A 13,929-nucleotide genomic window follows, 5' to 3' on the forward strand; every position below is an offset into this window, starting at 1 on the left:
CCCTCCCAAAAAGCACATTCAAAGCTCAAGCGTATGATAACGACGATTGAGATATATCAGAGCCTCTTCGTCCGCATTCGAGCGCAATCCCACCACTTCACCGAACAGGACGTGATGTGTGGAATGATCCTGAACGCTAATAACGCGGCAGTCGAAAACGGCCAATGCACCTATCAGCGTTGGCGCACCTGTCGCGAGAACGTCCCACGCAGCAAGCTCAAAGCGCTCATCCTGCGTAAGACCGATACGGCCCGAAAATGCATCTGCAAGCTGTTGGTGCAATCCAGCCAGCGTATTGACCGCGAACACGGCGTTCTTGATGAACAGTTGGTTTTCTTCATGAGTCTTCTGCAAGCAGATCAGAACGGTCGGCGGATTATCCGAGACCGAGCAGGAAGCGGTCAGAGTAAGTCCACGTCTTCCTGCAGAACCGGCAGTGGTTACAACCTGTACCGCACCCGCATAATGGCTCATCGCATCACGATAAGTCTTCGGTTCTACCGGCATAGTATTTGAGATGATGTTTTTATCTGTTTGCACGTCAGCAAGCATCCGTATTGTCTGACAGGCTTCCGCAGACCAATGTCTGTTTACCTGTATACATATACGGGCATTGCACAAAGGCGAGGAAACCGCTACCCACTTTTCGTTCAATTAGCCATGAAATGTTTGAAGAAGATAAATCGCGTGATCAAACCAGTGCCATTACCGGGAAAACATAAAGCGGTTCTCCGCCCGGAATTGCGCATGCACAACTTCACGAAGATATTTGCTACGGCCTTATCGGCTTTCACGATGCTTTGCCTGCCGACCATGGCGCAGGAAAATTCAACAGTAATACGCATTGGAATTGCAGCGCCTCTGAGCGGTGGATTTGCTCCACTCGGAAATCAGCTCGTCGATGGTGCACGTGTGGCGGCAACAGCCAAGAATGCTGAACTTGTCGTCGCGGATGATCGCTGTGATGCTGAAGGTGGTAAAACGGCTGCAGAAACCTTCATTAAAGACAATGTGCAGATAGCCACTGGCTTTCTTTGCTCTGAAGCATTGGAAGCGGCGCTGCCTTTATTGAACCGGCGCAACATTCCCGTCATTACCTCCGGTGTCAGTGACTTAACGCTGACAGAAAAGCGTTCTTCCACTCCGCCCCCCGTGTTTCGCCTGACCACAGGTCTGGATAAAGAAACGCGCGCCACCGGTAGCTTTTTAGGTAGCCTCTGGCGCTCCCAGCCCTTCGCCGTCATTGACGACGGCACGATTGAAGGCCGTGAACGCGCATCGCATGTTCTGGCCAGTCTCAGGGAACAACAGCTTCAGCCGGTTTTTACCGATACATATCGACCGGGTCTCGAAAACCAGAATGCACTCGTTGCCCGTCTGCGCCGTGCGGGCGCGACGCATGTATATGTCGGCGGAGAGCGTGATGATATTGCAGCCATTGGTGCGAGCGCTACGACGCTTAAATATCCGCTGGTGATCGCGGGTGGCAGTGTTTTGAATGCTGCACCAGGCACGCAGCCTTTAAGCGCTGACACATTGATGATCGCGCCGTTAAAGCCGCAAGATCTTTCGACCGCAAAAACAGCCGTCGATGCAATCAATCAGGCTGGAAAACTAGCTGAAGCCTATTCAATCAACGGATTTGCCACGATTGAACTTGCAGAAGCGGCCATCAGACAGGCGACGGACCAGAAGCAGCCTTTGATCGATATTTTGCGCGATAATTCTTTCGAGACATCGCTTGGTACGCTCAATTTTGATGGTAATGGTATGCGGACAGACAATCCCAATCGTCTGCAACGCTATGATGGAACACAGTTCATATCAGCTGACTAATCAGCCCGATCAGGCTCGCGATGATCAAGAGCCCTGTCATCAGGCTCATCACTGTCCAGAATAACTGAATCGCCGCGTCGATATCCTCGGCATTCGCGTCGCGCTTACCGTCGCTATTGAGCATAGGCCCTTCGACCTTCTCTGCCCCATATTGTCGGGGACCAGCAAGCGCCAATCCAAGCGCACCAGCAAAAGCCGATTCCGGCCAGCCGGCATTCGGCGAACGATGCAGTCGCGCATCGCGCCACATCACAACAAAAGCTCGCTTTCCCGTTTCCCTATTGTGCGTGAATGCAGCAGCCAAAGCAGACAACAAGCCAGTCAGCCGCGCGGGAATATAGTTCACCACATCATCAAGGCGCGCTGCGAAACGTCCAAAATGACGATAGCGTTCGTTCAGATGGCCAATCATCGAGTCAGCGGTGTTAATGAGCTTATAGGCAAACAGACCCGGCAACCCGCCAATGAGAAACCAGAACGCAGGCGCAACAATGCCATCCGACGCATTCTCAGCGAGGCTTTCAACCGCAGCCCGGCTGACACCACCTTCATCAAGCTGTTCAGGGTTGCGTCCCACAATCATTGAAACCGCTTTGCGGCCACCTTCGATACCGTCTTCACGCAGACCATTCGCCACGGCTTTCACATGATCGGCTAGGCTCTTTTGCGCCAAAAACACAGCAACGATGACAATCTCAATCAATGCGCCAGCGCTGCCCAAAAAAGGCAAAAAATATTCAATTGCCAATCCGATTAGCACACAAAGAGCCACCAACCCGATTGTAAGCCACATGCCGTTGCGGCGCAGTGATTCAACCGAAAGGTGATTATTGTTAAAGCGCTTTTCACCCCAGCTAATTGCTTTTCCGAACAATACGACCGGGTGCGTGAACCTTTGCCAAAGTTGCGGCGGGTCGCCGACGATGCGATCCAGAACAAGCGCTAATGAAAGAACAATCAGCTTTATTTCCATAGTCTTGCAAGACTTCCCTGAATCAATCTTTCAAGCACAGAATCTCACGCAATGCCTGCTCCAGACGCGCGAATGCCTCTTCATCGGCAGCAAGTCCAATGCGTAACCATTGAGGTGCATAGGCGAACTTTCGTACCAGAATATGTTTTCCACAAAGGGCGTCATAAATCGCATGAGCATCGCTGTGCGCAACCAAAGCGAAGAGTGCTGTGCCACCCACTTCCTTTAAACCGCATCGCGTCAGGACGGTGGCAAGCTCCGCCCGCCGCCAATCAATGCGCGCACGAAAGTCTTTTAACGCCGCATCGCTTTCAAAAGCATGTTCGGCTATCGCCAGTGCCGGTCCAGATACCGCCCATGGACCAAGCCGCTCAGTTATCTTCTCCACGATCTTCGCGCTTGACAACAAGAAACCAAGCCTTACGCCCGCAAGGCCGAAAAACTTGCCGAAAGACTTCAGCACAATCATCGGTGCTGTAGCAGCATAGGCCGCAACACTGACTTCGACATGCGGATCAGCAAAAGCCTCATCAACAACGAGAAAACCACCGCGCTCGCCAAGTCTCATTGCCAGCTCAAGCAGATCGGGACGCGCGATAATTCGTCCATCTGGGTTGTTTGGACTGACGATTGTGACAACGCGCGCGTCGTGCGGAATATCTTCGAGCGTCGCACATTCGACCACCTTCCAGCCCGTGGCTTTAAAAGAAGCAGCATGTTCCTGATAGGTCGGGCCTAAAATAGCGACAGTTGAAGGTTCGAGTAACGTCGGAATGAGCTGAATAAGTGCCTGTGTTCCCGGCGCAGCCACAATAGGCGCTTCATCCGCAACACTGTAGTAGCGCTGTCCCGACACGAGAACCCGCTGCAGAAGCCCCTCATCCGGCAATCGGTTCCACAGGGCTGGCGTGAAATCCGGGAGAGGAAAGTGTTCAGGATTGATGCCTGTCGAAAGGTCAAGCCACTCTTCGGCTTTGCCACCAAAGCGCGCAATAGCACGATCCAGCGCACCGCCATGTTCAATATGCGTGTTCACGCATCATCTCCGCTGAAATCAATTACATGCATGAATGAGCCCGAAACGGAACCAACACGTAAGCCCACCTCTCCGTGATCTTCGCCCGCTGCATCGCGCACTTTGAAAAGTCGCTCTGAATCACCTTCACGGACAATCGACGCATAGTGAAATTCATGTGCCTTGAGCTGCATTTGCCAAGGCGAACCGGCAAGCGGCGTGAGCGATCTATAGCCAAGATGAAGTTTTCTTTGGGCGAAACTTGTATCCAGCGGCAAAAGCCCGAGCATCGAATGGTTCATGCCTTGAGCGTCTTCCAGCGCTTCACCGAGCACCATATAGCCACCGCATTCGCCATAGATTGCAACGCCCTTCGTTGCCGCAGCCTTCATGCCCAGCTGGAAGTTTTTCGCAGAAGCCAGTTTGCCCGCAAAAAGTTCGGGATAGCCGCCGGGTAGATAAATCGCATCGGCATTTTGATCCGGTGCTTCATCGGCCAGCGGCGAAAAAAACGAAATCTCAGCCCCACGCCTGCGCCAGCCTTCAAAGAGATGCGCATAGGCGAAAGCAAATGCATCATCACGCGCTACTGCAATTCGGCTGCCCAATGGCTTGAGACGTGGCACATTGGCCATCGCCGCATGACGTTTCGGCGCTGACCAGATATGCGTCAGAGCCGCAAAATCGATGCGCGTCTCCAAAACATCAGCAGCGTGATCGAGAAAACGCTCCAGGTCGGCATGTTCGCCTGCCTGCACCAACCCAAGATGGCGTTCGGGCAAAACGAGTGCCTCATCGCGTGGAATCGCACCCAGAACGGTAATGCCAAGCGGCTTCAATGCTTCGCGCAGCATCATTTCATGACGCGCACTGCCCACACGGTTCAGCACGATACCAGCTATCAACACGTCCTTGCGAAATTGGCTAAATCCGGAAACAAGCGCCGCGATGGAATGCGATTGTTTTGCACAATCCACGACCAGCACCACCGGCAGATCAAGCATTTTTGCAAGATCAGCAGACGAGCCTTTGCCATCCATAGCCCCATCAAACAGCCCCATCATGCCTTCAGCAACAAGCAGCTTGCCACCTTCGGTCATACGCGAAGAAAGCGCGCTGATAAGTTCAGGCCGCATCGTCCATGGATCAAGGTTAAAGCATTCTGCCCCGCTCGCAGCCTTATGATAGGCAGGATCGATATAATCCGGTCCTGCCTTGACGGGAGCAAGAGACACGCCGCGTCGCTTGAGCGCCCGTAGCAAACCAAGCGTGATGGTTGTTTTACCCGATCCCGATGCCGGGGCTGCAATCATGAAGCCATTCATGCGCTTTGCACTCCACGCTTTTCGTGATTCAGATGAAGCGGATCACTTATGAGTTGACGCCCGCCCTCAGCACCGAGCCAATCGAGGCCAGAGCGCAATCGCACAACTTCACCCACAACGACGATTGCAGGTGGATTAAGGCCAGCCGCTTCCACATCTGCAACGGCGCCTGCCAGTGTTGTCTCCAGAACCACCTGTTCCGGCAAGCTGGCATTACAAACAAAGGCTACCGGTTCATCAGGGGAGCGCCCGGCAGCCATCAGCCGCGATGTGATGAGATCGATATGCTTCATCGCCATATACATAACAATAACCGGAGAGGACTGCGCAATGCCCTCCCAATTAATGCGGTCAGGCAGCAATCCGGTGGCGTCATGCCCTGTCAGAAAGGTGACGGACTGGTTGATATCACGATGCGTGGCGGCAATGCCTGCATAGGCTAGACCACCTATACCCGCAGTGATGCCGGGGACGATGCGGAAGGGCACGCAATGCTCAACAAGTGTCAGCGCCTCTTCTGCCCCACGCCCAAAAACAAAAGGATCGCCACCCTTCAGGCGCAAGACCTTCTTGCCTTCCTTAGCAAGTTCAACCAATCGCAGCGAAATATCACGCTGCTTCGGCGAAGGCTTTCCTCCACGTTTTCCTGCATATTCGATCAGTGCATCATCTCGCTTCAGCGAAAGACAGGCATCATCGACCAGTGCATCATAAACGATCACATCGGCTTGTTGCAGTGCATTGACAGCATGAAGTGTCAGCAATCCGGGATCGCCGGGACCAGCTCCGACAAGCCAGACATGCCCTGCCTGCATCGAAGGCAAGTTCACTTTGCTCCTCGAAACAATGCAAGCAGTCGTTTGTTCACGCTTGTTCATCTTATCAACCATAATTCTATCTAAAGCATGTCGCAGTTAAATGGATTCATTTAACGTTCGCGAACATGCGACAATTAAAAGAATCTAGAGCGAGCACCATGGGTGCGATCAAACGCGACACTCTCTAGTTGTCTAATTACGAAACTTGCATGCCTCAGTTGCTGGCATTGAGCAACTTTCGGAATGTTAAGGACCACTAGCATCTTTATGAATCTAGTGGATTTTTCGAATTTGACGTTTGATACGGCAATTATTTCGGTCGGAATACAAACGTCAAATTCAATCCACTAGCGGCACAGCTATCAGATACATTATAAGGCGTCCATGAACGATGAAACCGCCCCAACGAATAAAGCACCAGAAAAAGCCGAGTTGCGTCGCGGCTGGACGACAGGTGCTTGCGCCACTGCAGCCACAAAGGCAGCTCTGACAGCGCTCATCACTGGCGAATTCCCTGACCCGGTTGGCATTATCCTGCCCAAAGGCGACGTGCCCTATTTTCAGCTTGCCTATGAAGGTCTTGGTGATGGCTATGCCATGGCAGGCATCGTCAAGGACGCGGGAGACGACCCCGATGTCACCCATGGCGCCACAATCATCTCCACCGTTTTCCCTGCCCCACCCGGCACCGGTATTTTGTTCCGGGCTGGCGAAGGTGTTGGCACGGTTACGCGGCCGGGCCTGCAAATTCAGCCGGGCGAAGCGGCTATCAATCCCGTTCCGCGCCGCATGATGACAGAAATCTGTGAGCAGATTTGTGCGGAATATGGCCTGCCAGCCGATCTTGTCATTACGATTTCTGTTCCGGGGGGCGAAGAGATTGCCCAAAAGACGTGGAACCCTCGCCTCGGCATTGTTGGCGGCATTTCCATTCTCGGCACAACAGGTGTTGTGCATCCATTTTCCTGCTCGGCATGGATTCATTCGATCCATCGCGGCATTGATGTTGCGCGTGCGGCAGGACAGAAACACGTTCTTGGCGCGACGGGCTCAACTTCGGAAGATGCAGCGCAGGCTATTTACGATCTGCCCGATTTTGCCATTCTCGATATGGGCGACTTTGCAGGCGGCGTGCTCAAATATCTGCGCGAACACCCTATCGATAAACTTACCATTGCCGGTGGCTTTGCCAAGCTTACAAAGCTTGCGCAGGGTGCGCTCGATCTTCATTCATCGCGCTCGCAGGTCGACAAAAGCTTCCTGTGGACTATCGCCGAAAAGGCCGGTGCTGCGGAGGACATGAAGGATCGGATTCTCTTTGCCAACACTGCAATGGAAGTGCTTGAATTGACTCAAGCAATCGACATCGACATGGCGACACCCATCGCACAAAAAGCCAAAGAAACAGCACTCGAAACCTTACGCGGTGCACCCGTTGAAGTCGAAATCATCGTGACGGACCGCAAGGGGACGATCCTTGCCCGCCTCTAAGATACTCATTCTTGGCGGGACGGCAGAGGCTTCAAAGCTTGCTTCCGTATTACAGGCCCTCCCCGTCGATGCCATCACTTCATTAGCGGGTCGCACGGCGAACCCCGCTGCAATCAACTGCGCGGTTCGGATTGGCGGCTTCGGCGGCGCAGAAGGTCTTGCAGCCTATCTTGCAACAGAGCACATCGACCTCATTATCGATGCAACGCATCCTTATGCGACGCGTATTTCGCTAAATGCAGTCATAGCCTCCAAGGCAGCAGATGTTCCGCTAATAAGGCTGGAACGCCCTGCCTGGCAAATACAGAGCGGCGATAACTGGATTAGTATTTCAAGTGAAGCGCAGGCAGCAACGCTGATCCCGGCAGGCGAGCGGGTATTCCTTGCATTGGGTCGACAACATATCGAGCCATTTGCTGACCGGCATGATGTTCACTTCGTCATTCGGATGATCGATCCACCACAATTAAAGCTGCCAGAAAATTGCGAAATTATTCTGGCAAAACCCGGAAACTATGAATCAGAGAAGCAGTTCCTCGCTGCACGCAAAATTGGTCTGATTGTCAGCCGCAATTCCGGCGGCAACATATCCTACGCCAAAATCACAGCAGCGCGCGATCTCGCAGTGCCTGTCATGATGATTGCCCGCCCGCCAGTCGCAGCCAAAATCGTTATTGCGACGATTGAAGAGGCCGTAGCTTTTACCCGCTCAGCCCTCAAGCTTTGATCGCGCAATATGGCTATGCGCATCATTATAAAGCGCTGAATCGCGAAAATTCTTTGGATCAAGTCCGCGCCCAACGAACACCATCGCCGTTCTTTTGACGCCAGAAAGCCCCACTTTCGCCACAATGTCCGACAGTTTTCCGCGCAAAATCTGCTCATCTGGCCACCCAATACGGTATGCAACGACCACTGGACAGTCAGAACCGTAAAGCGGCGTCAGCTCCGTTTCGATCTTCGCAAGGTTACGGATCGACAGGTGAATGACCAAAGTCGCGCCAGATTTGCCAAGTGTGGCGAGATCCTCGCCTTCCGGCATGGCGGAAGATTTTACCGACGTGCGTGTCAGAATAATAGTTTGATTGATTTCTGGAATGGTCAATTCCTGCTTCATCGCGGCCGCAGCCGCGACAAATGCAGGTACACCCGGCGTGACATCATAGGGAATCCCAAGCGCATCAAGCCTGCGCATCTGTTCGGCCATCGCGCCGTAAATTGACGGATCACCGGAATGGACCCGCGCAACGTCATGACCTTTTGCATACGCCGCTTCTATTTCGGCGATGATTTCATTAAGCGTAAGTGCTGAGCTATCAACCAGACGGGCATCTTTGGGAGCTGAGGCGACCACTTCTTTTGGCACCAGAGACCCTGCATAAATGCAGACCGGGCAGCTTTCGATTAATCGCAAACCGCGAACGGTAATAAGATCGGCAGCACCCGGGCCGGCTCCAATGAAGTGAACTGTCACACTTTATTCCTCTATTCAGGCATTTCGAATGCCTGTCAGGTGGCAGACAAGTCAATTGCTTTCAGGTGTTTTTTGGCAAAAGCCCTTCAATATCATTGAAGATCGACTGCCACTCTTCCTGCGTCAGCTCGAAGAAGTTAAAACTCCTGAGCAAAAACGCACCTTCATTGGCAATGAAGGCAAGACGGGCTTTGCGCCCTTCCGGTGTCGTCACATCAAGACCGTCCCATTGCTTACGATACCAGGCACGGGTTTCATTGAGATACTCAGTATTTGGAATAAGGCTGGCCATCATCGCCGCAAAGCGGGAATCGTCTTCAGCATTGCTCTGGCGGGTTATGCCGATATGCGCCGCTATGTGGGAAATCGCGTCGTTCTTATTCTGCTTGCGGGCTGTTACCTGATCATCAAACCGATCGCCCCACCGTTCGATCATCGCTTTCAGAAGCCCATCCTTATTGCCGAAGCAATACTGCACACCGCCCTTGGTGACACCAGATGCCTGCGCGACGGCATCCATAGTCAGCGCGACGATACCGCCTTCTGTCACAATCTTTTCGGCCATATCCAGCACATGGTCGCGATCAATCGAACGCGGACGGCCAGTTTTTTGCAATTTCTTACTTTCCATACGAGCGGATTTATATTATGTCAGCCACCCTGACAAGTTTGAATACGCTCGTATTGAAAAGGTATAATTCGATGTTGCCGCAAAATCGCTGGCTCGTTCTCGCAATCGTTTCCAGCGCGTTGTTCCTGATCGTTGTCGATATGACGGTCCTTTACACGGCACTGCCACGCCTCACCCATGATCTGGCGGCCAGCGCTTCGGAAAAGCTCTGGATCATGAATATCTATCCGTTGGTGGTGGCTGGCCTTTTGCCAGGTCTCGGCACGCTGGGCGATAAGCTCGGCCACAAGCGCATGTTCATGAATGGTCTGGCCGTGTTTGGCCTTGCGTCGCTTTGCGCAGCCTATTCGCCCAATCCCGAAGTCCTGATCGCTGCCCGTGCATTCCTTTCCTGCGGTGCTGCAATGATGATGCCAGCCACGCTGTCGATCATTCGTTTGACCTTTACTGATGAGAAAGAACGCTCGCTTGCAATCGGTATTTGGGCTGCAATCGCTTCGGGTGGTGCAGCCATCGGCCCTGTCGCGGGCGGTGTTCTGCTCGAATATTTCTGGTGGGGCTCAGTATTCCTGATCAACGTGCCCGTTGTTCTGGTGGCTTTCGCTTTGTCCGCCTTCAACCTTGAAAATCGTCCACTCGGCTCAAAGCGCAAATGGGACCTCGTCGGCTCGATCCAGATCATGATCGGCCTGATCGCGCTCACCTATGCCGTCAAGGAACTCGCCAAGCGCGATGCATCCATGACAATTTTCGCAGCAGCCCTCGTCATTGGCCTTATCGCCACGACGGTCTTCGTCCGCAGGCAGCTTACGAGCGCAGAACCGCTGATCGATTTCTCACTGTTCAAGACGAAGCTATTCTCAATGGGCGTGTTCGCGGCCCTTGTCGCATCTGGTTCAATGACTGGTATGGAACTCGTTTTCAGCCAGCGCATGCAGTTGATCGAGGGCATGTCCCCTTTGCAAGCTGGCCTTGTTATCCTGCCTATCCCGCTGGCTGCTTTCGTTGCCGGTCCAATTGCTGGCATGCAATTGCCACGCCTTGGCGCAGGTAGGGTATTGTGGGCATCGCTTGGAATTACAGCGCTTGGCGTGGTGATCTATATCCTGACCTATAAGCTCTCCACCCCGTTCTATCTTGCGGGACTGGCCGTTCTCGGTTTTGGCGTCGGTTGTGCCATGACCGGTGCATCGTCCTCTATCATGGGAAATGCCCCTGCAGAGAAGGCTGGTATGGCAGCGTCTGTCGAAGAAGTATCATTCGAACTCGGCAATGCGCTGGGTGTGACGATTTTCGGCACCATTCTTTCGGCATTCTACACGGCAAGCCTCGTACTGCCGGCAGGCCGAAATATCCCGATCATCGCTCGTGACAGCCTTGATGAGGCATTGCTGGCGGCTCAATCATTGCCACCTGAAGACGCAAGTTTGTTGACCAAACTTGCGGCGTCCTCTTTTGAGAATGCTTATGTCGCAGTGATCTTAGCAACGGCTCTTCTGCTAATCTTTGCGACCATTGCAACTTACATCGTGCAACGCCGCAAAGCCGAAATAGTGTGATTATTAAATCATTTCCAGCAAAAGTGCGAATCGGTTCTGCGTAGGATAACTCGTAAAAACAAATAGTTAGAGCGGTTCCGACGAACTAGTCTTGACTGGATCCGCTTTAACTCGAGCGTGTCGCGCTTAATCGCACCCATGGCGCTCGCTCTAGATTCGTTTAATTGTCGCATGTTCGCGGGGGGCTCAAATGAATCCATTTAACTGCGACATGCTTTAGGCTCGTGTCGCCGCCAACGCTGCGGTGACACGGCCACCTACAGTCTTTTCAACCATAAGCACAGCTTCTGGCCCGGCGGCAGCCAGTGCGGCCGATTCCGCTACACTATGGCAACCGACTGCGGAGAAAGGCACTTTCGACGGGTTCTTGATCCGAGATGTTTCTTCCTCGAGCCTAGCTGCAGCAAAGAAGCGCAAACTACATTCGTAATGCTCTGCAAGAGCCAACCACACCGGCTCACGCCGTTTCGTGTCCAGTGTTGCAATCATATCGGGCTTTGTAACGCCTACAGCCGCTAGAACACTGTCCGCCAATGAAACAAGCTCCTCAAGGTTCACACCCGAGGAGCTGCCCATTCCCAAAAAAATGCGCGTTGCGTCAGAGGCCACAGGGCGATGCTTGCTGCGCCTGACGCAAATCATCAGCCGTGACGCCAAGAACATCGGCAATACGCTTGATCATTGCAGTTTCAGATTGATCAATATGGTTATCGGCGCAGGCAATTCTCATCAAATCGCGCAGCAAGGAAGCACGGCGCTCAGGTGCCATTTCAGCCAACATACTGGCCGCCTGCTTTGTCGTGGTTTCATATCCGAAATCCTTCAGATACTCAGTCACTTCCGGCAATTCCTCTGCCGAAATCCCGAAACTCTCTGAAGCAATCGCTTTGAAAGCTGCGATTTCAGCTGGATGACGGTCGCCATCTGCGAACACCACATGAAGCAGGAGAAGCAATTCCGAAGCGAGAGCCGGATCTTCGGCCACACGCTGCACAGCGCTTTTTTTGCTGAGAAACGCAGAGATGCGTTCGAAAATGCTTTCACTCATGGACTACCGTCTCCCGTATTGCATCAGAGCGTCACGCGCATGTTGGGCGCACAAAGGCAGCTCTAACAGTTTAAATTGTGCAGTAGCAACTTTTTCTAATGATGCCCGAACCAGTAAACAACGCAAGCGTCACGATGCAACAGCCAAGGATTTTCGGAAACGCCTGGAGCACATCCGGAAAAGTGGGAACCGGTTTTCGGACCGAGATGTGCGTAAAACAAATAGATAGAGCATTTCTAATATCAAAGTTCATTGAGTAAGACTCATCGGACTTTGGTTAAGCCCGTGTGGCGATTGAACCTTTTCAAGGCGTGATGCGTCAGCATCTTGAGCCGCCTTGGTATAATGAATAAACTTACCGCGGCTCCAGTTAAGACTGAATCGTTGGAACCGCTATAACTGTTTGTTTTTACGCATTATTCAACGCAAAATCGCTTCGCACTTTTTGTTGGAAATCCTTTAATCCAGAAATGCTCTATGTCGCACTCCGGCTGGCGCAACAGGATTGTCTGTTCTATGTTGCGCCATCTCATCCCGGAATCCCCCCATGCTTGAATTCTTCGACACCTTAACGCTCCTTCTGACAATGGCCGCTTTTATTGCGGGCATCATCGATTCTATCGCAGGCGGTGGCGGGATGATTACGATCCCGGCTTTACTGTTAGCTGGCATTCCACCTGTTGAAGCACTCGGGACAAACAAGCTGCAAGGTCTGTTTGGATCGTCGTCCGCAACAATCGCTTATGCCCGTAAGGGGCACGTGAATATCAGGGAGCTATGGCCGGAAGCTCTCGCATCGCTCATTGGCTCAATCTTTGGCGCATTGCTGGCGACGGTGCTGCCGGTCGATATCATGCGTGCTGCATTGCCAATGCTCTTGATTGCCATCGCAATCTATTTTGCCGTGAAACCAAGCTTAGGCGACGTCGACCGCGCGCGTCGCATCGGTCCATTTCTGTTTGGCGTTACAATTGTCCCGCTGATCGGCTTTTATGATGGCTTGTTCGGCCCCGGCACGGGCTCGTTTTTCATGCTGGCATTTGTGGCGCTGGCGGGCTTTGGCGTCCTGAAAGCCACCGCCCACACAAAGCTACTTAACTGCGCATCCAATGTCGGCGGCTTCGCCACATTTGCACTTGTGGGCGTCATCAACTGGAAAATCGGCATCTGCATGGGCATTGCGCAGTTCATAGGCGCGCAGATTGGCGCAAGCCTTGCCATGAAGATCGGCTCCCGCATCATCAAGCCATTGCTGATTGTCGTCAGTTTAGCACTCGCGGTTCGTCTGCTGATGGACGGAACCAATCCTCTACGCCAATGGCTTGGCCTTTAAACCCGCAACGCTACGAGAACGACGCCACAGCCGATTAGCACAATGCCAAACCAGTTGATGGCCGTCATGCGCTCGCCAAGAAAGGCAGCACCAAACAGCGCAACAAGCACCACCGAAAGTTTATCGACAGGTGCAACGCGCGCTGCATCACCAATCTGTAAGGCGCGGAAATAGGCAAGCCATGACGCGCCGGTGGCTAAGCCCGACAACACAAGAAACAGCCATGACCTTGCGGAAATATCACCGGGCTTTTGCCACTGTCCGGTGATGGTCAGGAACAGGCACAATGCACCGATAATGACCAGCGTACGGACCAGTGTGGCAAAATCTGAATTGATGCCCTGAATACCGATTTTCGCGAAAATCGCGGTCAATGCCGCGAAGACTGCCGACATCAATGCCCAGAATTGCCAGCTCGCTACCATA

At 52.9% G+C, this 13,929-nt stretch carries 15 protein-coding genes; 5 read left to right on the forward strand and 10 right to left on the reverse strand.

Features of this window, described 5'->3' with window-relative positions:
• Positions 1–18: 18 nt before the first annotated feature.
• On the reverse strand, positions 19–540 hold the full coding sequence (locus CES85_RS16115; RefSeq protein WP_095447917.1) for a flavin reductase: 522 nt from the start codon (positions 538–540) through the stop codon (positions 19–21).
• A gap of 42 nt (positions 541–582) precedes the next feature.
• Between CES85_RS16115 and CES85_RS16120 the strand changes: the two genes are divergently transcribed.
• A complete protein-coding gene (locus CES85_RS16120) occupies positions 583–1,836 on the forward strand; it encodes a branched-chain amino acid ABC transporter substrate-binding protein (RefSeq protein ID WP_421521961.1) in 1,254 nt (417 codons plus the stop codon).
• On the opposite strand, the gene cbiB is transcribed toward CES85_RS16120, so the two are convergent.
• The 4 genes from cbiB to cobA are packed head-to-tail and all read right to left on the reverse strand — an operon-like array spanning position 1,820 to position 6,027.
• Positions 1,820–2,809, reverse strand: coding sequence for an adenosylcobinamide-phosphate synthase CbiB (cbiB, locus tag CES85_RS16125; RefSeq protein ID WP_095446862.1), 990 nt, complete (start codon positions 2,807–2,809; stop codon positions 1,820–1,822). The two genes, CES85_RS16120 and cbiB, sit on opposite strands and share 17 nt — an antisense overlap.
• 22 nt (positions 2,810–2,831) lie before the next feature.
• On the reverse strand, positions 2,832–3,845 hold the full coding sequence (cobD, locus tag CES85_RS16130; RefSeq protein ID WP_095446863.1) for a threonine-phosphate decarboxylase CobD: 1,014 nt from the start codon (positions 3,843–3,845) through the stop codon (positions 2,832–2,834).
• Complete coding sequence (locus tag CES85_RS16135; protein WP_095446864.1) at positions 3,842–5,149, reverse strand: cobyrinic acid a,c-diamide synthase CobB; 1,308 nt, start codon at positions 5,147–5,149, stop codon at positions 3,842–3,844. Before CES85_RS16135 ends, cobD begins: the two co-directional genes overlap by 4 nt.
• The gene (gene cobA / locus CES85_RS16140; protein ID WP_095447918.1) at positions 5,146–6,027 is read right to left on the reverse strand and encodes a uroporphyrinogen-III C-methyltransferase; all 882 of its coding nucleotides are present in this window, start codon (positions 6,025–6,027) and stop codon (positions 5,146–5,148) included. Before cobA ends, CES85_RS16135 begins: the two co-directional genes overlap by 4 nt.
• A gap of 324 nt (positions 6,028–6,351) precedes the next feature.
• On the opposite strand from cobA, the gene CES85_RS16145 reads away from it, so the two are divergent.
• Together CES85_RS16145 and CES85_RS16150 are read left to right on the forward strand one after the other, a co-directional pair.
• Positions 6,352–7,458 (forward strand): cobalt-precorrin-5B (C(1))-methyltransferase, encoded by a 1,107-nt coding sequence (locus tag CES85_RS16145; protein ID WP_095446865.1) that lies wholly within the window; start codon positions 6,352–6,354, stop codon positions 7,456–7,458.
• On the forward strand, positions 7,445–8,185 hold the full coding sequence (locus tag CES85_RS16150) for a cobalt-precorrin-6A reductase (RefSeq protein WP_095446866.1): 741 nt from the start codon (positions 7,445–7,447) through the stop codon (positions 8,183–8,185). Before CES85_RS16145 ends, CES85_RS16150 begins: the two co-directional genes overlap by 14 nt.
• On the opposite strand, the gene cobM is transcribed toward CES85_RS16150, so the two are convergent.
• The gene (gene cobM / locus CES85_RS16155; protein WP_095446867.1) at positions 8,168–8,932 is read right to left on the reverse strand and encodes a precorrin-4 C(11)-methyltransferase; all 765 of its coding nucleotides are present in this window, start codon (positions 8,930–8,932) and stop codon (positions 8,168–8,170) included. The genes CES85_RS16150 and cobM overlap by 18 nt on opposite strands.
• Positions 8,933–8,993: 61 nt before the next feature.
• Positions 8,994–9,548 carry a TetR/AcrR family transcriptional regulator gene (locus tag CES85_RS16160; protein WP_235901867.1) on the reverse strand — a complete coding sequence of 185 codons (555 nt, stop codon included), beginning with the start codon at positions 9,546–9,548 and terminating at the stop codon, positions 8,994–8,996.
• An 86-nt stretch (positions 9,549–9,634) separates the two neighbouring features.
• On the opposite strand from CES85_RS16160, the gene CES85_RS16165 reads away from it, so the two are divergent.
• A complete protein-coding gene (locus CES85_RS16165; protein WP_095446869.1) occupies positions 9,635–11,122 on the forward strand; it encodes an MFS transporter in 1,488 nt (495 codons plus the stop codon).
• Between the two features lie 216 nt (positions 11,123–11,338).
• Here CES85_RS16165 and CES85_RS16170 read toward each other — a convergent pair whose 3' ends face one another.
• Positions 11,339–11,656: a cobalamin biosynthesis protein gene (locus CES85_RS16170; RefSeq protein WP_434063355.1), complete on the reverse strand. Its 318-nt coding sequence runs from the start codon at positions 11,654–11,656 to the stop codon at positions 11,339–11,341.
• 64 nt (positions 11,657–11,720) lie between these two features.
• The gene (locus CES85_RS16175; protein WP_095446870.1) at positions 11,721–12,170 is read right to left on the reverse strand and encodes a tellurite resistance TerB family protein; all 450 of its coding nucleotides are present in this window, start codon (positions 12,168–12,170) and stop codon (positions 11,721–11,723) included.
• Between the two features lie 547 nt (positions 12,171–12,717).
• On the opposite strand from CES85_RS16175, the gene CES85_RS16180 reads away from it, so the two are divergent.
• Positions 12,718–13,503: a TSUP family transporter gene (locus tag CES85_RS16180; RefSeq protein WP_095446871.1), complete on the forward strand. Its 786-nt coding sequence runs from the start codon at positions 12,718–12,720 to the stop codon at positions 13,501–13,503.
• Here the strand turns inward: CES85_RS16180 and CES85_RS16185 are convergent.
• The gene (locus CES85_RS16185; RefSeq protein WP_095446872.1) at positions 13,500–13,928 is read right to left on the reverse strand and encodes an EamA family transporter; all 429 of its coding nucleotides are present in this window, start codon (positions 13,926–13,928) and stop codon (positions 13,500–13,502) included. The two genes, CES85_RS16180 and CES85_RS16185, sit on opposite strands and share 4 nt — an antisense overlap.
• Position 13,929: the final 1 nt, after the last annotated feature.

The sequence above is a fragment of the Ochrobactrum quorumnocens genome, from assembly GCF_002278035.1.
GTDB classification, from domain to species: domain Bacteria; phylum Pseudomonadota; class Alphaproteobacteria; order Rhizobiales; family Rhizobiaceae; genus Brucella; species Brucella quorumnocens.

What these genes read in the sequence shown, in the direction of transcription:
- CES85_RS16175 (WP_095446870.1), bottom strand. Translation starts at nt 12,170, where the DNA reads ATGAGTGAAAGCATTTTCGAACGCATCTCTGCGTTTCTCAGCAAAAAA.
- cbiB (WP_095446862.1), bottom strand. Translation starts at nt 2,809, where the DNA reads ATGGAAATAAAGCTGATTGTTCTTTCATTAGCGCTTGTTCTGGATCGC.
- CES85_RS16185 (WP_095446872.1), bottom strand. Translation starts at nt 13,928, where the DNA reads ATGGTAGCGAGCTGGCAATTCTGGGCATTGATGTCGGCAGTCTTCGCG.
- CES85_RS16145 (WP_095446865.1), top strand. Translation starts at nt 6,352, where the DNA reads ATGAACGATGAAACCGCCCCAACGAATAAAGCACCAGAAAAAGCCGAG.
- CES85_RS16180 (WP_095446871.1), top strand. Translation starts at nt 12,718, where the DNA reads ATGCTTGAATTCTTCGACACCTTAACGCTCCTTCTGACAATGGCCGCT.
- cobA (WP_095447918.1), bottom strand. Translation starts at nt 6,027, where the DNA reads ATGAACAAGCGTGAACAAACGACTGCTTGCATTGTTTCGAGGAGCAAA.
- CES85_RS16120 (WP_421521961.1), top strand. Translation starts at nt 583, where the DNA reads ATGTCTGTTTACCTGTATACATATACGGGCATTGCACAAAGGCGAGGA.
- CES85_RS16135 (WP_095446864.1), bottom strand. Translation starts at nt 5,149, where the DNA reads ATGAATGGCTTCATGATTGCAGCCCCGGCATCGGGATCGGGTAAAACA.
- CES85_RS16165 (WP_095446869.1), top strand. Translation starts at nt 9,635, where the DNA reads ATGTTGCCGCAAAATCGCTGGCTCGTTCTCGCAATCGTTTCCAGCGCG.